The following is a 20,439-nucleotide window of genomic DNA, read 5'->3' as shown; positions in this document are numbered from 1 at the left end:
TGGCTCATTCGTGTGAAACCGCGGTTTCACACGCCTTTGGGCTGTGCCCAAAGGTAGCTCGAACTCCATGAAACGAGAGGGAAAGCTCGCTTTCCCCCATCGTTTCATGGAGTTCGAGCTAAAATGAGCCAAAAATCAACAGAGTTATATAACATAGCCAATAATAAAAAGGTTACTTAATTGATCCGCTAACACCCTCAACAATATATTTCTGCGCAAAGGCAAATACGATAACCGGCGGAATAATCATGACTAAAGTCATCGCCATAATAGGTATGATTTGCAACTCATGAACACCTTTGAAAGATGCTAATCCAAGAGCCATCGTATATTTTGATTGGTCGTTTAAATAAATTAATGGTCCTAAGTAGTCATTCCAAACTAATAAAATATTTAAGACAGCGATCAAAGTTAAAGGCCCCTTCATAATCGGAAGGAAGATTTTATAAAATATTTGGAATTCATTGGCCCCATCAATCCTAGCTGCACTTTCCAAATCCTTAGGTATATTCATTAAAAACTGTCTAAGCAAAAAGATATTATAAGCAGAACCGAAGAATGCTGGGACTATTAATGGTTTTAAAGTATTGATCCATCCAAATAAATTAAATTCCATATAAAGTGGAATCATCGTAACATCCCATGGAATCATCATTGTTGACAAAAGAAGGATAAACAAAATATTTTTATATTTAAAATCATATCTTGCAAAGCCATAAGCCACTAATGAACAGGATATTATTTGTCCGATCGTAGTCATCACCGTAACAATGACTGAGTTCATAAAATATGTTCCAAACGGCTGACTTTTCCACGCTTCGATGAAATTACCGAACTGCGGAACATCCGGGAGAAACGTAGGAGGAAAGCTAAATGCTTCTCCTTCTGTCTTTAGCGCTGTTATTAACGCCCATGCAAATGGAAATAGGAAGTAAAGTGACAAAATGACAAGAATACTATAGACGATTATTTTATGGCTCTTTGTAATTCTCATTATTTTTTACCTCCTTTTTTCATTTCAGCTTCATAGAACACCCATGTTGATGATGATTTAAAGATGAGCATTGTTAATATTAGAATAATAATAAACATAAACCATGCGTTTGCACTTGCATAACCAAGCTGATGATGCTTAAATGCGTTGTTATATACAAATAATCCATAAAAATATGTTGATTTTAAAGGTCCCCCACCAGTCAAAAGTAAAACTAGGGTTAATTGTTGTAACGCTGCGATAACTGATGTAATTACATTAAAAAGGATTGTAGGTGTTATCGTCGGAATTGTTATATTAAAAAACTGTCTTAACGGTCCAGCCCCATCAATTGATGCTGCCTCATAAAGTTCAGGGGGGATCCCCTTAATATCCGTATAGAATATCAGCATCATTGTCCCTACTCCCCAAGCACTCGCGATAACAATTGTTACAATTGCCCACTTTGGATCAATGAGCCAACTTGGTCCTTCTATACCAATGAGCGATAATAAATAGTTTAGAACTCCAAATTCAGAATTAAAAATCCAACCCCATATGATCGATACTGCAACACCTGATACAACAGCAGGAAGATAGAAGATTGTCCTAAACATCTTAACTCCCTTGACTGGTTGTGTAATGAGGAGCGCAAGCACCAATGCAGAGATTAGGTTAAGTGGTACGAAAATTGCTGCAAATTTAAATGTGATCACTAAGGAATCATAAAACTGAGGGTCAGCGGTAAACATCTTAGTAAAGTTATTAAGACCAATAAACTTTGCTTCTCCAGTTATCGGCCAATCAAACAAACTCATGATTAATGAAGATCCTAAAGGTCCTAAAGTGAACACTAAAAATCCGATGATCCATGGTAGGATAAACAAATATGGTACTCTTTTACGTACTAATGTAAAACTAGGTTGTTTTTCCTTTTTTTTTAACATAAATATTCCCTCTTATTTTAGAATGACCTATGGAAAATAAGAATTCCCATCATAGCTTGAACTTAATTACAAGGGCTATGTAATTAAGCCCTTGGTAAAATGACCCTACCACTTACTTTTTTAGTAATGGGAAACTTAATTTAACAGCTTTATTTAACAGCTTCATTTAGAGCTTTTTTCGGATCAACTCGTGTACTTGGATTAAAGATTTGCTCAAAGACAAACCCTAAATTTTCTGATACTTGACTCCAGTTTTCAGTAATAAATGACGCTGGTGTATAGCCTTCACTTTGTTCTAGCATTGAGTAGAATACACCTTTAACTGGATCCTCTTGTAGCTTTTCTTCTTCTACTACACTCTTTAATACTGGTAATTCAAATGCTATTCTTTCTTTATTTGCTTCTTTTCCAGTCCAAAACTTCATAAATTCAAAAGCAGCTTCTTTATGTTTAGAACTCTTTGACATAGCTATACCTGACGAACTAACAATACTTACACTCTTACCATTTTCAAAAGTTGGTACCTCAACAACACCATAATTAATACCCGCTTCTTTCAATGGAGAAAGATACCAAGCACCATTAATAAACATTCCTACTTTTCCTGATTTCATTTCAGTATCGCCTGAACCTTCAGTTGTGATCGCGTATCCGTCTTTTAACATGTCTTGGAACATTGAGAATGTTTCAATTGATTTCGTTGAATTCAGATTACCCTTTAACTTTCCATCACTGTCTACGTAAGAAGCACCATTGCCCCATAAGTACATTTCAAAATCATATGGATCAGGTTTACCAGGGAAAGCAAATCCAGTAATCTTCTTGTCCTTATTCGTTAACTTCTTAGCTGTTTCTTGAAGATCTGCCCATGTCCATCCAGCCTGTGGATATTCAAGTCCTTTTTCATCAAAAAGATCTTTATTATAGTAAACAACATGGGTTGTATAGCCTACTGGAAGTCCAAGTGTTTCTCCACCAACAGAGTTATAGTTCCATAAAGATTCATAGAAATCAGACTTATATTCTTCTCCGTTTTTATCAATATAAGAATCAAGTGGCTCTAAAGCATCCTTATATTGCGGATAGTTCCACATATACATCACATCTGGTGCATCCTTTGCACCTATACCCGCAGTGATTTTTGTGTCATATTCCCCTCCATAGGCCTCTAAAACTACTTTTATTTTTTCATTTTTAGCATTAAATTCATCGATGAGATTTTGCTGCAATTGAACATCATTTCCGACATCCCATGTAGCAAACCTTATCTTTACTTTTCCGTCTTCTGTTGCTTCATCACTATTACTTTTTGTTGAGTTACATGCTGATAATAATAATGCTAGTGCGATAGTAAATAGTAAAATTAATTTCATTTTTGATAATTTCATATGATCCCCTCCTGTAATTTTATATCCTTAAGCTATTTATAGTATTGCCCATTTCGCACATCGGCCGCTTCAGCCACCTTACGAGAAATGAAACTGACAAAGTGAGGTGGCAGAAGCGGACGATTGGTCCTTATATCATCAGCGAGAATGTCGTCCCGTATTTTTACCTTTTCATCATTTCACACCTTTTACATTCATTCTTTGACAGATCCACCTAAAATCCCAGAGATAAAATGTTTTTGCAGTAATAAGAAAAAGATCATAATCGGAATCGTGGATAAGGTAGTTCCTAGCATCAGTTGTCCATAATCAATCCTCGCCATTCCAATTAAACTTGATAATGCAACAGGAAGGGTAAACATTTCTTTTGAATTTAATGTAATAAGCGGCCAGAGTAAGCTATTCCATTGAGACATAAATAGAAAAATACCAACGGCTGCCATCGCAGGTCTTGTAACAGGCAATATGACTGTAAAAAATATTTTTAATTCCCCTGCCCCGTCTATTCTAGAGGCCTCCATAATTGAGTCTGGAATCGCCTTCATATTCTGCCTCATTAAATAAATAGCAAATGGAGAAGCAAGGGTTGGTAAAATAATGGCTTGATACGTATTTAACCAATTAAAGGTAACCATCATTTCAAACAAAGGAATCAATGTCACCTGTGAAGGAATCATTAATGTGCATAAAATAATGAAAAAGAAAACGTTCTTTCCTTTAAATTTAAATTTTGCAAAAGCGTATCCAGCCATTGCACTAATAAGCGTGCTAACCAATGTATAAACTAGCGCGATAAATAATGAATTCCAAAATATCTTTGCAATTCCTAATGACTCATTAAGCGTTTGAAAGTTCTTTGCTAAATAATCCCCTGGAAGAAGCTTAGGTGGAACACGAAAAATTTCCCCTGACGGCAATGTAGAACCGACAATCATCCAATAGAACGGCGCAATCGATAAGACAACACCTGCGATCAACAAAACATAAATGATTATTTTTGAGGATATCTTCTTAGCCACCATTATTCATCACCTACCAATTTCATCTGAATCCAGGAAATGATTGCCGTAATGATAACAAGCACATATGCAATCGCTGACGCATAACCAAAGTCAAAAAATTTAAATCCTGCTTGATATAAATAAACCGTGATTGTCATCGTAGCATTATTTGGACCGCCCCCAGTCAAAATGAACGGCTCATCAAACAGTTGAAGAGTACCGATTGTTGACATGACAACCGTGAAAATAAATACTGGCTTTAATTGTGGAATTGTAATCATGAAAAATTGCTTTACTTTACTTGCTCCATCGATACTTGCTGCTTCATAAAGGTCAGATGGGATATTTTGTAATCCTGCCAAAAATATGACCATATTATATCCTGCCCATCTCCATGTCATCACAAGGATCACGGAAACCTTCGCCCAAAATGGAGTTGTTAACCAAGGAATTGAATCAACACCGAACAAGGATAAGAAATAGTTGACGAGTCCAAAATTCTCATCTAATAGAATCATAAAAACAATGGAAGCAGCAACAAGCGCTGTGATAGCAGGCATAAAGTAAGAAATTCGGAAAAATGCTTTCCCTTTTAACATGGAAGAATGCAGTCCCACAGCAATTAGTAAAGAGAGGAAGAGCATGATAGGAACCTGGACAATTAATATTTGAAAGGTATTTAAAAGAGATTTATAGAATATAGGATCTTGGAATAATCGTGTATAATTAGCAAGTCCTACAAATGATTTCTCCACACCACGTACCTCTTGAAAGCTTAAGATAAACGATGAGATTACTGGATAAACGGTAAAAATCATAATTAGTAGAAACGCTGGTCCGATAAAGAAATATGGAACATTTTTAGGTGTTAATAAACTCCTTCTTGTTTTGACTCGAAAGCTTGTATTAGCATCTACAACCTTTTCTGTTTGCTCCAACCGAGCCACCTTCCTAACTTCAAGGAATTTTAGAATGTGAGAGCTGAGTGGAGTTGGAACACTCTCTCTAGCTCTCTACAAAACTATTTCTTTCGTTCATTTTCTAATTGTTTTTTAGCTTCATTTAATCTAGTATCAACCGCTTTATTTTCAAGTAAAATGGCTGCTTGAGCATTACTTATAAGACTGCTAGCTTTTGCAAAGTTTTCGTTTACGTTAATTTGTGGTACTTGATCGACAATATCTGCAAATTTTTTGAAAATCGGACTATTGTTAAAGTACTCGTTGTTTTCAGTAAATTGTGGAGCACTATAGGTTTCCTTCAAAGATGGAAAAAGTCCATATTTTTCAAAACCTAATAGCTGAGATTCTGTATCAGTTGTAAAGAATTCAACAAAGGCATAGGCAGCTGACTGATTTTTGCTTGATGAAGGAATCAACACGGATGAACCTCCTACGTTTGCATATCTTGTGCCCCCATCAAAGCTTGGAAGATAAAAAGCATCCCATTTCCCTTTCAAATCAGGTGCTTGGTCCATAATGGTACCTGCGTACCATACACCATAAGGAACGGTGGCAACACTACCATTTACTGTAGCCGTTACAATTCCATCCCAACCTTTATTGTTTAAAACTAAATCCTCATCATGAAGCTTTTTGATTACTTCCATAGCACGAATAGCTTCCTTAGATTCTAGTGCAATTTTGTCATCTTTATCAAAATAAGAAAGTCCTTGCGACTGCATCATCATTTGGAAGACACCATCATAATTTGGAATATCGATTGGTAATAGCTGTGCACCAGTGGCTTTTTTAATCTTCTTCCCTGCTTCAATATAATCATCCCATGATTGGATGGAATTTGGATCAACATTTGCTTTTTCAAAGTAATCAACGCGGTAGAACACTCCAGCAGGCCCAATATCCCATGGAGCCGCCATGAAATCTCCATCCTCATTCTGTACAGCTGCTACCTTAGCTAAATTGAACGAATCCTTGTATTTTCCATAACCAAGCTTGTTCAAATTTAAAAATCCTTGTGGAAACTGATGTAAATATCCTGGGATTCTTTCATCTTCCATTAATACAACATCTGGAAGCCCTGAGCCTCTTGCTGCTAGACCAACCGTTAATTTATCATATAGGTCAGCGCTATTAAAATCCTCTACCTTTACCTCTACATCTGGATATTGTTTCTGAAACTTCTCCACTGCTTCTTTCATAGTTGAAGCCGCAACATCCCACCCCCATACAGTAATGGATCCAGACGGATGTTTAGAATTTCCCGTTTTCCCTTCATCCCCCGCTGTTTTATTGGAGCAAGCTGACAGCAATAATAGAAGCATAACTAGCATAATCGACATGTACTTTTTCATGTTTTTGCCCCCTATTTAAATGTCGTATTAACTGTTTAGATTAGTTAACCAGATCATAGGCTTTCGTATTTTTCAAATAAGTTCGCCAAGTGATACACCATTTATCTGGATTATCTAAATAATCTTGCTCGTCCATTTTATGGATTGTACTATTATGCGGGGCAGTTTTGACGATTTCTGGATTTTCATAGGCTTCTTTAGAAATTTGTTCTAGCGCATGAATATATTCATCTAAATCTTCTTTCGAATATGATTCAGTCGGCTCAAGGGTGAACGGTTGTTTCACGATATATGGGTGGTGGCTAGTCCAGTAGTGAAGACCAAAATCCGTCATCCTTAACGTAACATCCTCTGTCGTGACCCCTGTTTCCTGCGTCAACTGCTCCCAGCTATAACGAACCTGCTCTAGTCGATGGCCCTTGACATATGGTGCACTAGCCCCGCGAATCGCTAAAACCTTATGATACATATAGTTATTGTTTAATACGGCAATTTTCGCCACTTCTTTAAGACCTTCAGCCCCAAGTGCGCGAATCCAAGCATAGGCACGTAATACCGTTTGAGCTACACCATGGAAAGAGCGAACCTTACCAATAGAATGCGCTAAATCGTTGTTGAGTGAATATTTCCCATCATGATATTCGACAGTAGGTGCTGGTAAGTACTCCTTCAATTCTGCTGTTACCCCAAGTGCACCTGTTGCTGGTCCACCACACATATGGGGCGCAGCAAATGTTTTGTGGAGATTAAAGAAACACATATCAAAGCCTGCTTCTTTTGCTCTTGTAATCCCTAAGAGTCCGTTCGCATTCGCTTGGTCGTAAAAACAAAGACCGCCAGCCTGATGAATAACATCTGTAAATTCCTTAATCTTCGGATTGAAAATACCAGTATCTTCTGGGTTTGCGACTACAAAACCAGCGGTTCTTTCCGACACGGCTGCTTTTAACTTTTCAATATCAGGGAAGCCATTTTCATCCGGATGCAAAGTAATAATTTTATAACCCTTAACGGCTGCCGTTGCCGCTTGAGATGGGTGGGAGAAGATCGTCGTGATGATTTCATCCCGCTTATCGCCTTCGCCGTTTTGTTCATGGTATTTCCTTACAATCGATGCCATCGCAAAAAGTGCTTGTGTCCCGCTACTTGGCTGGAAGGAGAAACAATCCATTCCCGAAATTTCTCTCATGCATAAATCAAGCTTGTAAAAAATCTCAAGCATCCCTTGAACAGTTTCTTCATTCTGTAATGGATGAAGCTCCATCATTTTAGGGTCACGTACTAACAATTCATTGATTTTTGGAATGTATTTCATCGTACAAGTACCTTGTCCGATTTCAACATTAAAATCCGAGCCAAGAGTTTCTTGAGAAAGTCTGAGATAATGTCGTAATACACGCGCCTGTCCGATTTCCGGAAGATTTGGCTTATTCTTTCTCTGCATGGATGCTGGAATGGCCGATGTTCCATCTCCAACGGATAATGCAACGTTTTCGTTTACTGGCGGCAATTCGACTCCCTTTTCTCCAGGCTGATGAAGTTCAAAAATAATGGGTTCATTCCATTTGGCTTGATGAAAATCCCTTGTTTTGCTTTTACGTTGAATCCTTTGCATATCTGATTGCTCCTCTCTTCTTTTGATTATTTCGCTAGAATATCCTTAAGCGCTTGAACTAAACCGTCAATGTCCTCTTTCGTATGAACCTCTGTTACACAAAACAATGCCGTTTGACCAAACTCAGGAAACTCTAGTGAAAGGTCCTTCCCGCCAAAAATCTTCTTATCTAGCAATCTGTGATTTATTTGTTCGACGGTATACCCTGTCTGATTAAAATCGACGATAAATTCTTTAAAAAACGGTGACTCAAAATGGGATCCACTTACATTGGCAATTTGATTTAATTGTTGAACAGCATACTGGCTATTTTGCATAATCGTTTGGCCGACCTCCTGCATACCATCTGGACCAAGTAATGCTAAATAGACTCCGGCAGTAATTCCCCATAATGCTGTCTGCGTTCCAACAGACTCTTTTCCTTTTTCTCGCTGTGCAAATGAAGTTCGTTCATAAGCCACATCGCCAAATCCGTATTCTCCTTCTTTTACAGTTGGGACGATACCAAACAAACGAGATGGGTATTCATTGACAAATTTCAACTCATTATGCGTAGCAATGAAGCCTGCCTGTCCACCGCTGTAATTCATATGCATGCCAAGCGGCTGCAGATCTCCACAGACAATATCTGCACCATAATGACTCGGCGGTGCCAGTACACCAAGAGAAATTGGATCAACCCCTACAACCATTAACGATTCATTTTCCTTTAATAGTTTGGAAATCTCTTGTCCTTGCGCCTCAATAAACCCAAGGTACGATGGATTTTCAAAATAAAGGGCTGCCACATCTTCTGTTAGTTTTGTTTTTAAATCCTCTAAGTCCATTGCTCCTGATTTCATATCAAATTGCACATATTCAAATTCTAATGTTGGAGCACCATAGTTAATGATAATTTTGCTTCGTTCTGGTGCAACCGTTTTAGCTAATAAGACTTTCTTTCTTCCGGTAATACGGGCTGCCATTCGAATTGATGTTGCCGCCGCCTGCCCCCAGTCAAAGGTTGGAACATTGACAACATCCATATCTACTAATTCAGCTAGTAAACTTTGATACTCAAATAGCGCCTGGAACCGTCCGTGATCCTCATACGGTTCACCTGCATACGCCGTTAAAAATTCAGAACGCTGATTTATTTCATCACACACCGCTGGAATAAAATGCTGCCAGCAGCCAGCACCTAGGAAGTTTACATATTCCTTTGTACTTGTGTTCTTATTAAGAATTCCTTCAATATGACGTCTAAGCTCATACTCTGTTAATGCAGGCGGCAACTCTAGGTTTTCTTTAAGTTGCAGCTCCTCAGGAATACATGAGTATAGCTCCATAATCGATTCAGCACCAATTACCTTTAACATCTCAGCTTGTACTTCTGGTACCATATTTGGTATGTAAGGGTGTACCTTTTGTGACATGAAAATGACCTCCTTGTAGTCATATGAAATGAATTTTATTTAAAGTTAAGGCTGTTTTCACATACTTTGTTGCTTTTCAATCATTTTTACACTAATAACCCGGGTTGATTTCCGTTGTAGAGGCGGTCTCAGAAGCCTCCTCAGTGCTTTGCACTTGCGGGGTCTCCCTCAACACGCTTTTCCCGCAGGAGTCTCGCACCTGTAACGAAGATCAACATCTGTTCGAATTGGTTTCTTGCTAAAAACAACAACCTTTACGAAAAGAGCCAAAGTTAAAAAAATTAAGCTAAACCTCCGCCATCTACAATTAAGTCTGTACCTGTTACCCATGCTGATAAGTCACTTGCTAGGAATAAAACTCCTTTTGCAATATCATTCGGCGTTCCAAGTCTTTCTAAAGGTCGTCCTTTTGCAGAAGATACTAAAAATGCATCCTCTTGCTGTTTCAATTGCTTTGCTTCATCCCTTAATAACGGTGTGTCGGTATCACCAGGACAAATACAATTTACACGAATATTTTGCGGTCCATGATCGATTGCCATTGCCTTCGTTAAATTCACAACTCCAGCTTTCGCTGCGCAATAAGCGACTGCTTGATCTCCACCTTTAAGTCCCCATCCAGACCCGGTATTAATAATACTTCCTCCACCACTCTCCGCCATAAGAGGAATTAAATATTTTGAAAGGAGATAAACCCCTTTTAAAGAAACATCAATCACTAAATCCCAATCAGATTCTTCTAAATCAACAACTGTTTTTCTTCTAATCACACCAGCATTGTTAAAAAGAACATCGATCGTCTCGTAATTTTTTTCGATATAGTCTCTCACGGCGATACAGTCGTTCCCCTTTGTAACATCACATTTTAAAAACTCAGCCTGATAATCTTTCTTTTGCAGCTCAGCTACAGCCTTCTGACCATTTTCTTCATTAATATCAAGCATAATGACCTTTGCACCAACTTCTGCTAAAAGTGTTGCCGTAGCTAAACCTATCCCTGAAGCTCCCCCTGTAACAACACACACCTTATCCTCTAAACCGAAATAATCTTGTGTTAACATCCTAACCCCTCCTGAAATCATTTAGTTAAGCTATTTTTTAATAATCGCAAATCCCTTATTTACTGCCCCAGATATTTCTCAGAATCCTTCACAGCATTATTCAATAATGTTTCTGCATCTTGTTCGAGCAAAGTGGCATTTATTGCTGCAGATAAATTCCGATTGATTGCATCCCAATTCTTAGTAAGTAGAAAAGCTGGGGTACCATTCGATCTTTCAAGCATTTTGTAGAAAGGCTCTATTAATGGGTCTTGTTCTGTTTTCATTTCTTTTACTAAACTAATACGGACAGGTAAATCAGCCTTCCTCATTTTTACTACTTCTGGTGAATTGTAATATTTCACAAATTCCCAAGCTAAATCTTTATTCTTTGAATCCCTTGCGATCGAAACCGCAGAAGAAGAAATAACACCTTTCACTGGTTTTCCGTTAAATGCAGGCATTTCAACTGTTCCAAAGTTTATATTGGCTTCTTTAAATTCTTCTAATGGCCAAAATCCACTTTCCCACATCGCAATCTTACCTGCTATAAAATTCTCCTCACCGCTTTGTTGATTTTTACCATCTACTAGAACAGCACTTGTATCCTGGATCATATCTGTAAGCATTCTTATCGATTCAATGGTTTCTGGACTATTCATATATCCAGCGATTTCACTTCCATCATCACTTATAAAGCTTGAGCCATTACTCCAAACAATCCCTTGAAGATCGTAAGTATCTGGTTCTTGTCTTACCCCAAATCCATACTGCTCCTTAGCGGGGTCCGTTAATTTCTTTGCTATCCCTTTAAAGTCATCCCATGTCCATCCATCCTTTGGATAGGGGAGGTTTGCTGCATCAAATATATCTTTGTTATAATAGACCACCCTTGTTGTGAAACCTGCCGGGATGCCATACAGTTTCCTGTACATCGTCGAGTGATTCAATAGACCTTGATAATAATCATTCATGTCTATAAAGGGATCTCTGTTAATAAAATTATCTAGTGGTTCAAGATTCTGAAAATAGGCGGGAAAATTCCACATATACATGACATCTGGAGGATTTTTTGCCCCAAATGAAGCAGATAGCTTTTGATCAAATTCATCACCATATTCTTCGACTTGGACCTTTATATATGGATTCTTTTCTTCAAATTTTTTAGCAATTTTTTTTTGAATTTTTAAAGACTCTCCTGTATCCCAAGTCGCAAAACGAAGGACGATTTTATGTTTTTGTTCCTTCCTAATTTGATTAGGTTCGCTCTTACTAGATTTATTATTGGAACAGGCAGCAGTTACGAAAACTAGCATGATTACTAAAATTGTTATCCAAAACTTCTTCATCGTTCGCTCCTCTTTTTTCTTCACAACTAATAGTAACCGCTTTCATTGTAACTTGAATGAAAGCGGTCATGAACTTAAAATTATCTTATTCTTTTTGTAATATTGTTTGAACTTTCATAAAATTATAAGTGACAGGGAAATTTGTTAGCTTACATTCTTCTTTTTGTTCTGTCTATATTCTGACGGGGAACTTCCAATACACTTTTTAAACCATTTGCTGAAATACTTCCCATCCTGAATGCCTATTTTTTCGCCGATTTCTTGTAAAGGAAGCGAAGTATTCTCAAGTAGATTACATGCAGACTGAACTTTAAGCTTTTCGATAAAGGTGATAAAGCTTTCTCCCACAGTCTTTTTAAACATGGTGCTAAAGTGACTCCGGCTTAAGCCAACTTCATTTGCTACATAGCTTGAAGTAAGAGGTTCATCTAATTGTTGGATGATGATTTGAACAGCCTTTTGAATGGGGAATGGCCAATCATCCATTGAAAGCTCAAATTGTTTTTCAAATTTGAATTTATGGTATAGATTAGCAACCCCTTCCATCCACTCATCCATACCTTGATTTAAGCCATTCATCTTCCAGCGAATTGCAGGATCAATGGCCCTAGCCTCAACTAGAAGATGCTCAAAATCTTCTTGTGCTTTTTCTGGAATAAAAATAAATGATTGGTCCTGCCCACAGTATATTTTCGCAAATTGTTTTTCATCAGAAGACCATTTCTTATGAAAAAGTTCATTATTATTAAGCCCGTTTACTAAATAAATATAAAAAGATTTCTGCATCCACTGCCAATCTTTAAAAAACAGCTCCCCTAATAGCTTCGGAAAAGAATTATCAAAGCCACATAACCATTCATAAAAATCCTTGTCTATATTAGCAGAATTAAGAGGAGTTTGGATATTTGTTTGATTAATTTCATTTTCAAAGCGTCCAAGATATTCTTCAAAATCCTTGTCTTGAAATGCTGTTTTCAAAATATATCCCGAAGCCCCAATATTCATTCCCTCTTGTGCAAATGTGAAGTCTCGATGGCAGCTTAACAACAATATTTTGGTTGCTGGGGAAATTTGTTTGATGTTTCTGGCAAACTCAATACCATTCATTTCAGGCATAACTATATCCGTGATCACTACTTCAGGAGAATATTCCTGAAACAGCTCCCAAGCCTTTTGTCCATTAGGAGCATCAGCAATAACCTCCATACCAAACTTTGCCCATTCGACCGTTGCGATTAATCCTTTTCTAACAATGAGTTCATCATCCGCAATTAATACCTTTATCATCGACGTATCTCCTTTTCGGCAGTTTTATAATAAAAATTGTTTTTACACCAATGACTGATTCGATTGATAGGCCATACTCCATTCCGAAGTGAAGCTTTACGCGTTGATCAACATTAATAACACCGATTCCTCTCCCTTTATCATTTTGGTGTTTTGGGATAAGAAGCTTTTCAATAGTCTCCTGATTCATTCCTTTTCCATTATCAGTTAAGATAATTTCGAGATGTTCAGGTTTAGCAATAGCCACAAGTTCAATTCTCCCCCGACCATCTTCAAATGCATGGAAAAAGATATTTTCAAATAACGGCTGAAGTGTCATCCTTGGGATTAAATAGTCGAGACATTCCGAACGGATATCCTCGATATATTCAAATGTTTGTCCAAAACGTATTTCTTGAACCTTTAAATAATGCTTGATTGTCTGAAGCTCCTGTTTTATTGGAATTAACTCGTCGGAAAAATTTAAATTTTCATGAAGCACCTCAGTCAAATGATAGATCATCTCTTGTACTTCCTTTGCTCCTAGCAGCCTTGCCTTCCATTGGATAGAGTTTAAAGTGTTAAATAATAAATGGGGGTTTATTTGATAATGGAAAGCTCTTAATTCTGCCTGCCTTTTTAATCGTTCAGTCGTGCTAATTTGCTCGACTAACTCCTTAATTTGATTAACCATATCATTAAAGCTTTGGGATAAAACCCCTAATTCATCATTGGAGGTAACTGCTATCTGCGTATCTAAGTTTCCTTCACTGACCCGCTTCATCGAGGATTTTAGACTTTTAATCCTCTTTGTTAGTGGAACGGAAAATACGACAGCCAGAAAATAAACAAGAATAATTGAAAATAAAATAGCCAATATGGTATAGCGATAAATAACATTAGATGATTGATAATAATATTCTTGAGGAATGCGAACATGGATATCCCATCCATAGGCATCAAAATGATTATTCCAGACTATATCTGTTTTCAATTCTTTTGGTGCGTTTTTCGTTTTATAGACTATCTGATGCTTACCATTTTTCAAAGTGATAGAAGAATGCAGCTTATTTTCAAGAAATCCAATATAAGAGAACAGCTCCTCAGCATTTATTTCTATTAATAGCTTACTCCCCTTTAATACACCAAACTGACTTTCAATAGGTACAACAAGACCCATTATTTTTTCGTTTTTTTCACCCGTATAATAATGGTCAGAATTATAAAATCCTATCCACAAATCTCCTTCTTTAAGACTATTAATTTCTTTCCAGAAAGATTTTTGAAAGAGCTTGTGAATATCTAGGCGACTATTCCCATAATAGTAACCTGTATTGGTAATTAAATAGATTCCTTTAGTGTTATACGTTTTATGTGCCTCTAAATATCTTTCAAAGTTTTCAATTTCAATAAATTCAGTATAACTACGAGGGATTTCCTCCTTTAATATAACTAAAGTTGGGTCTGATAAATACTGATTGATATCCTTCGAAACGACATACATTTGCTCAAATGTATTTTCGATTTGTTCATCAAGCTGAGATACCGCAAATTGCTCATACTCATTAAATTGTTTATTTACAATCTCAGAAGACTTCCCATATGATAGAAATCCAAATATAAGCAATGGAAATAGAGCAACAATCAAAAAAAACAGCACCATCTTCGTACGTATACTGCCGAAAGAAAAGAATATAAATTTTACTATCCGTTTTTTAAAGATATTCCTCACGCCCATCACCTGATATAAAAATAATTAACCTAACCCCATAATATCAAAAATTCGAAAAATAAAGAGTAATTCTTGAAGTTCACCTAAGTTCTTTTAAATACTTCATTTTCTGGTAACTCTGATCTTGGGATTTTTAGAAATCCGGAAGGATGGAAAAGCTCATCTTACACACTAACACCTTAATTGACAAATAGGAATACCAACCGTTATATCCTCGTAATGGCAAATGTCCGACAATAGCTTATCTATTAAGATTTCCATGTGAAATACATTTACAGTTAAGACGAGCTTCTTATGTAAGAAATGCATGTTTCTTCCCCCTTTTTCGTATATTCATTTAAGTCAGCCAAAATCATGAGGAAGAATCATACTAAAAAAACTTCCCTTTCTAATATGCAAAAAATTTAACACATTGGCAAAAAAATAAACCTACACTACTTTATACTCTTCTATATTCGTTATAACTTTCCTTACTTTTAAGTCAGAAAGATTTATTTATATACACATAGGAAGTGTACAAACAAGGGAAGATTAAACATAACTTCCAACGAAGATAAGGAGGCTTCATCATGACCAAAAATGAAAATATAACTCCTTCTCCTAAATCAAATTCGCTCGTTACGATAATCCAACAAGCATTTGAGATTAAAAAAAATCCACTTCCATGGACAAAAGCATTTTGTGCTGGACTATGTGCAGCCTTACCTAGCTTGATTGGCTTGATACTGGGGAACTTTCAATACGGATTGTTGGCTGGGATCGGCGGCTTCACATACCTTTATGTTTTTAATGAGCCGTATGCACAAAGAGCGAAAAAACTATTTTCTGTACTGCTTAGCCTTACTTTTGCCGTTGGATTAGGAACACTTGTCGCCCCTTACCCGATTCTATCAGCAGTAATGATTGGAGGTATTGGAGCGATTGCAACTTTTATTTTTGGAACCTTAAAAATTCCAGGACCTGCCGCAGTATTTTTAGTTTTAGGTTTTGCCATGACGACAGGAATGCCGGTAGATCCAACACTTGCTCCATTTCGTGCGGGTCTTATTTTTCTTGGCGGGACCTTATCGTGGCTGATTGCTATGGTCGGCTGGTTCTTCAATCCGCATGGACCCGAAACAATAGCTGTAAAACGTGTATATCGAGAATTGGCTTCTCTCCTCGATTCGGTAGGTACAGAAACATTTAATGAAGCTAGAGAAAAAACAGTTGTAGCTATGAAAGAAGCAAACAACACACTTATTGCAGGGTATATCCCTTGGCAAAGCTCAGATTTCTATAAACGTCTGTACTTATTAAATGAACATGCTAGTATCATTTATTTAGAAGTTCTTGACCGCTCAGTAGAAAAAAATAAAAAACTCCCGGCAGAATTAGGAGAATCAGTTAGGGCTCTATCAGGTTTTATTGAACCTAAAAAGAAAGCCAGCCCTACTAGAATTCTTCAACCAGATCAGGATGATGAAGACGTGGACCATTTATTTACAAGCATTTATGATGCGGACGCCATCATGAACGAACCGATGTCGAAGATTAATCGGGAAATACAAATAACAAGGCTGTCTGTAAAGACCCTTTTTTTAGGTGCTTTTGATAAAAATTCGATTGTCTTTCTAAGAGCTGTAAAGTACGGTATTATTCTTATGATTGCAGCATTGATTGCTTATGCATTCGAGTTTAATCGATCCTATTGGGTTCCACTTTCCTGTGCTGCAGTCTTGCTAGGATCGACCATCATGAGTACCTTCCTCCGTGCCATTCAAAGGTCAGTAGGGACCATTGTTGGCGTTGTGATAGCGAGTCTAATTCTATCCATGCAACCGGAAGGATTTTTTATCAGCATGATCATCCTGCTTTTAACATTTCTTACCGAGTTATTTATTGTACGTAATTACACCCTTGCTACTATGTTTATCACACCAAATGCTTTAGTGATGGCAGAAAGCACGACTCAGATGCATAATATGCCTTTTTTCGCTACAACACGTATTATCGATATAATAATTGGTTGTCTGATCGGTCTTCTAGGTGTACTAATTATTGGACGAACATCCGCTTCCGGTCTGCTCCCTCATTTACTAGCAAAAACGATTAGAAGCCAAGCACAGTTTTTACTCATGTTGTTTTCAGAACAAGGAAAAGACTTTCATTTTGAAAAAAGCAGAGTACATATTAAAATGCATACCAATCTAACCAATTTAAGAATGGTATATACGACAGCTTTAGGTGAGCGTCCAAGTAATAAAAAAGCTTTGGAGTTTCTCTGGCCTGTAATATTTTCCATCGATCAGTTAGGATATTTACTTGATTCCTCCGTGAAAGACTTGGATCGGCCACTTCTTTCTGATGAAAAACTTGCCCAATTTCTTTATATTTTAGAAACCTTAGCACAAACCGCAGAACATCATCGCCCGTATAAAACAAAGGATGTTCCTGATATTAAAGGGTATTACAAAATACATAAGGAGATTATTTCCTTACAAAAGGCAATAAAAGTTTGTGATAAAAATCAAGTTACAAGCTAATTTCTTTCCAATATTAGAGAATCAGCCTTGTTTTTACACAAAATTCTTACCTCTCCCTATTGATGAATATTTTCCTTTCGATTTAGGAACTATAGTAGAGAATAAGTTAGCCGGGGTATCTTTATTAAATATATTGATGGCGGGATGTAACAATAATCAGGAGCCGCCTCCACCAGAAAATAATGTGAAGAATCCAGCTCCAGTAGATGAAGATGTGAATGATGCAAATGATTTAAATGATCAGGATAACGGCACAGCCCCAGGCGTGGATAAAAATGATAATTTGTTTAAAGATGAAAATGAAAATGATCCAGAAGATTCACAAGATATTACGGATCCAGATAGTAAGACGAGTAAAATAGAGTAGGGAGTGCCCAATTAGGACACTCCCTACTCTATTTTTCCAAATTAAGAATTATATAAAAAGACCTTGATGTTATCCTCTTCGTCCATTGTTGCTAGTAAGATTTCTTTTACGTCCAGATTGTATGTATTCTTAATTTTATTGGTCAGCCACAACTCATCTTTACCGATTCGATTTAATTCTTTGAGAACTATCTTCCCTTCTTTAATGATCGTATTTGGATAGTGAAAGGCTGTTGTTACTAATTGTAAATCGGATGGGGTGACGGCTTGATATTGGGGATTTATAAACAAAGAAATGGTACCATTTGGTTCCCATAATGCCAGCGAAACTTTTTCAGGAGCTACTATCTTCTCCTTCCTTAGTTCAGATAATAGTACGTCGAGAGATATCCTAGCCTTAGACAAACCTTTATACATAATTTGTCCATCTTTAATAAGAGGAATTGGGGGGCTTTCAACAATTTTCCGAAACTTACTCCATTTAAGGCTGGAAAAAACACCAATTAAATACAAAAAGACTAATACGGTAATCGTAGTCAATGACCCTTTCAAATCTAGTACTGGATCAGACAAAGGGTGAGCAATAATATTGCCAATTATTAATGCCATAACAAAATCAAGTAAACGTAACTGAGAAATGGATCGTTGCCCCATCAATTTTGCAACAAAGAGTAAAAAGAAGAAAGAGACAATAGCCCTTAAGATCCACTGTATTACGGTAAGTGATTCCTGGCTCTGGAAAAAGTCCATCTGCATTCACATCCTCAATTTCTGTTCTATCGGTTATTATTAGCCAATAAGCAACATCTATGTGGATAAAGGGAAAATTCAATCAGTGAGGGTTTTCTTCGGGGATTTACTGCTTGTTAATGCGGAAAAAATCATAAAAGAAGGAACATAACACTCCTTCATTTCATAAATAGCAATACCTGTTACGACTCAATCTATTTAACATTATTTGACAAATTATTAGTCGTAACAGGCACTACAATTGTCATCTACAACTTCAGACTATTCAGTAAATCTCTCAACGACTTTACCTCATCCAACGTTAAAGTGAGCCCCTTCCCCATTTTTTCATGTTCAGGTGCCCAATCTCTTAGATCAAACTTTGGTTCTTTTCCGTTCCAACTGATTACGTTTAGTTCTTTGTTCCACCCTTTAGGGGACTGTGAAATCGATCCGATACTTTCTTTGATTTCATACTTGATTTCTGCCATCCATATACCTCCGTGAAACATTATCCTTATTTGATTTCTACTTCAAATGAAAACCCTATAATACATATCGCAAAGACACAACATAAGGAACAATCCCAAATTTATTAATTTGTTTAGTGAACGTAGCACTGTCTCTTTTCTAAAGCATTAATCTCTTTTAAACACTTCTTTAAGATCATCTTGAACACTTTCTTTAGCCAACTCTATATTTGAGCGGTAAGCAGCTCGGCAAATAAGATGAGCCGCAACTGGAGCAGTTAAGAACACAAAGAATATACCCAATATTAATCGGATACTGAAATATCCATCTGTTATCCAGAAATAAAGTAATGCCCCGAGTAGCGTACAAAGGACACCTAGAGTTGAACTTTTGGATGCTGCATGTGAACGAGTATACACATCAGGTAATCGTATTAAGCCGATTGCACTAAGAAAACTGAATATCGTACCGACCAATATTAGGAAAGCCGCAATTACTTCACTTGATATGTTTGCGCTCAATGACAACACCTCTTTCCATAAATCTTGCAAAAGCAATGGTACCCACAAACGAAAGAATACCAAGTATCAAGATTATTTCTAGCAAAGCATGAGTATGAAATAAAACAGAACAGATGGCCACTCCTCCAATTAAGCTAATGCTTATTGTATCTAATGCCTGAACCCGGTCAGGCATGGAAGGCCCCTTTATTACCCGATAAAGTGCAGCCATCATAGAAAGGGTCAAGAAAAATAAAGAAATCATCAAGATTAATTTGAACATTTACGAGTCACATCCTTAATGGCCTTCTCAAATATTTTACTCGACTTAATAACAGCATCACTGGATTCTGGAATGTCCATCGCATGAATGTAAAATACCTTTGAGTCTGAAGAAATTTCAACTACAACAGAACCTGGGGTTAAAGTCAGGAGTAAAGCGAGTAGAGTTACTTCCAAATCCCCTTCTAAATCCGTTTTCAAAGTGAAAATTCCCGGGGTAATATTGATCCTTGGTCGTATCACTTGTCGAATCACAAGCACACTTGATGAGATCAATTCTCGAATGAAGACGAGAAATAATTTCAAAATAGAAAGAAAAGTAATCAAATAAAAAGAGTGAGGAAAAAAACGACGCATAAGAAACAGGACAAGCACCCCAACTAAATAACCGCTAAAAAAAGTTAACACGCTCCATTCATCTTGAAGAAACATCCATAATAGAGCAATAAATAGATTGATTAATACTTGGAAAGGCAAATTCATTCACCCCTTTCAATCGTTTTAAACGCCTGTTCAACTTCAGAGC

General features: G+C 37.0%; 19 protein-coding genes. 2 read left to right on the top strand and 17 right to left on the bottom strand.

Annotated elements, in window-relative coordinates:
• Positions 1–172: 172 nt before the first annotated feature.
• The 12 genes from V179_RS0103090 to V179_RS0103035 all read right to left on the bottom strand — a co-directional run bounded on the left by V179_RS0103090 (position 173) and on the right by V179_RS0103035 (position 15,040).
• A complete protein-coding gene (locus tag V179_RS0103090; protein ID WP_028390229.1) occupies positions 173–994 on the bottom strand; it encodes a carbohydrate ABC transporter permease in 822 nt (273 codons plus the stop codon).
• The gene (locus V179_RS0103085) at positions 994–1,920 is read right to left on the bottom strand and encodes a carbohydrate ABC transporter permease (RefSeq protein WP_028390228.1); all 927 of its coding nucleotides are present in this window, start codon (positions 1,918–1,920) and stop codon (positions 994–996) included. The genes V179_RS0103090 and V179_RS0103085 overlap by 1 nt, the downstream gene beginning before the upstream one ends.
• Before the next feature lie 149 nt (positions 1,921–2,069).
• Positions 2,070–3,308 carry an ABC transporter substrate-binding protein gene (locus V179_RS0103080; protein ID WP_028390227.1) on the bottom strand — a complete coding sequence of 413 codons (1,239 nt, stop codon included), beginning with the start codon at positions 3,306–3,308 and terminating at the stop codon, positions 2,070–2,072.
• A 194-nt stretch (positions 3,309–3,502) separates the two neighbouring features.
• Positions 3,503–4,330: a carbohydrate ABC transporter permease gene (locus V179_RS0103075; RefSeq protein ID WP_028390226.1), complete on the bottom strand. Its 828-nt coding sequence runs from the start codon at positions 4,328–4,330 to the stop codon at positions 3,503–3,505.
• Positions 4,330–5,127 carry a carbohydrate ABC transporter permease gene (locus V179_RS0103070; protein WP_051404820.1) on the bottom strand — a complete coding sequence of 266 codons (798 nt, stop codon included), beginning with the start codon at positions 5,125–5,127 and terminating at the stop codon, positions 4,330–4,332. The genes V179_RS0103075 and V179_RS0103070 overlap by 1 nt, the downstream gene beginning before the upstream one ends.
• Positions 5,128–5,330: 203 nt before the next feature.
• Positions 5,331–6,623: an ABC transporter substrate-binding protein gene (locus V179_RS0103065; protein WP_028390224.1), complete on the bottom strand. Its 1,293-nt coding sequence runs from the start codon at positions 6,621–6,623 to the stop codon at positions 5,331–5,333.
• A 40-nt stretch (positions 6,624–6,663) separates the two neighbouring features.
• Positions 6,664–8,238: an aminomethyl-transferring glycine dehydrogenase subunit GcvPB gene (gcvPB, locus tag V179_RS0103060; RefSeq protein ID WP_028390223.1), complete on the bottom strand. Its 1,575-nt coding sequence runs from the start codon at positions 8,236–8,238 to the stop codon at positions 6,664–6,666.
• Between the two features lie 26 nt (positions 8,239–8,264).
• A complete protein-coding gene (gene gcvPA / locus V179_RS0103055; protein ID WP_028390222.1) occupies positions 8,265–9,653 on the bottom strand; it encodes an aminomethyl-transferring glycine dehydrogenase subunit GcvPA in 1,389 nt (462 codons plus the stop codon).
• 281 nt (positions 9,654–9,934) lie between these two features.
• Positions 9,935–10,714 carry an SDR family NAD(P)-dependent oxidoreductase gene (locus V179_RS0103050; protein ID WP_028390221.1) on the bottom strand — a complete coding sequence of 260 codons (780 nt, stop codon included), beginning with the start codon at positions 10,712–10,714 and terminating at the stop codon, positions 9,935–9,937.
• Between the two features lie 59 nt (positions 10,715–10,773).
• Entirely contained in the window at positions 10,774–12,042 is a 1,269-nt protein-coding gene (locus V179_RS0103045) for a sugar ABC transporter substrate-binding protein (RefSeq protein ID WP_028390220.1), read from the bottom strand.
• Between the two features lie 144 nt (positions 12,043–12,186).
• On the bottom strand, positions 12,187–13,329 hold the full coding sequence (locus tag V179_RS0103040; RefSeq protein ID WP_028390219.1) for a response regulator transcription factor: 1,143 nt from the start codon (positions 13,327–13,329) through the stop codon (positions 12,187–12,189).
• Complete coding sequence (locus V179_RS0103035; RefSeq protein ID WP_235178932.1) at positions 13,304–15,040, bottom strand: sensor histidine kinase; 1,737 nt, start codon at positions 15,038–15,040, stop codon at positions 13,304–13,306. Before V179_RS0103035 ends, V179_RS0103040 begins: the two co-directional genes overlap by 26 nt.
• 569 nt (positions 15,041–15,609) lie before the next feature.
• Here V179_RS0103035 and V179_RS0103025 point away from each other — a divergent pair.
• Entirely contained in the window at positions 15,610–17,565 is a 1,956-nt protein-coding gene (locus tag V179_RS0103025; RefSeq protein WP_034300256.1) for an FUSC family protein, read from the top strand.
• Positions 17,540–17,932 carry a hypothetical protein gene (locus V179_RS31485; RefSeq protein WP_051404805.1) on the top strand — a complete coding sequence of 131 codons (393 nt, stop codon included), beginning with the start codon at positions 17,540–17,542 and terminating at the stop codon, positions 17,930–17,932. The genes V179_RS0103025 and V179_RS31485 overlap by 26 nt, the downstream gene beginning before the upstream one ends.
• Positions 17,933–17,973: 41 nt before the next feature.
• On the opposite strand, the gene V179_RS0103015 is transcribed toward V179_RS31485, so the two are convergent.
• From V179_RS0103015 to V179_RS0102995, 5 genes are all read right to left on the bottom strand, one after another.
• On the bottom strand, positions 17,974–18,681 hold the full coding sequence (locus tag V179_RS0103015) for a DUF421 domain-containing protein (RefSeq protein ID WP_028390215.1): 708 nt from the start codon (positions 18,679–18,681) through the stop codon (positions 17,974–17,976).
• 248 nt (positions 18,682–18,929) lie between these two features.
• Entirely contained in the window at positions 18,930–19,151 is a 222-nt protein-coding gene (locus V179_RS0103010; protein WP_028390214.1) for a YdbC family protein, read from the bottom strand.
• Positions 19,152–19,298: 147 nt separating this feature from the next.
• Positions 19,299–19,652, bottom strand: a complete 354-nt coding sequence (locus V179_RS0103005) for a Na+/H+ antiporter subunit G (protein ID WP_028390213.1) — start codon at positions 19,650–19,652, stop codon at positions 19,299–19,301.
• On the bottom strand, positions 19,630–19,914 hold the full coding sequence (locus V179_RS0103000) for a Na(+)/H(+) antiporter subunit F1 (protein WP_028390212.1): 285 nt from the start codon (positions 19,912–19,914) through the stop codon (positions 19,630–19,632). The genes V179_RS0103005 and V179_RS0103000 overlap by 23 nt, the downstream gene beginning before the upstream one ends.
• Positions 19,902–20,390, bottom strand: coding sequence for a Na+/H+ antiporter subunit E (locus V179_RS0102995; protein WP_028390211.1), 489 nt, complete (start codon positions 20,388–20,390; stop codon positions 19,902–19,904). Before V179_RS0102995 ends, V179_RS0103000 begins: the two co-directional genes overlap by 13 nt.
• Between the last annotated feature and the right edge of the window lie 49 nt (positions 20,391–20,439).

This window comes from Bacillus cihuensis (assembly GCF_000504145.1).
In the GTDB taxonomy this organism is placed as follows: domain Bacteria; phylum Bacillota; class Bacilli; order Bacillales; family DSM-1321; genus Peribacillus; species Peribacillus huizhouensis.
This window is presented reverse-complemented; position numbering and strand designations above follow the sequence as displayed.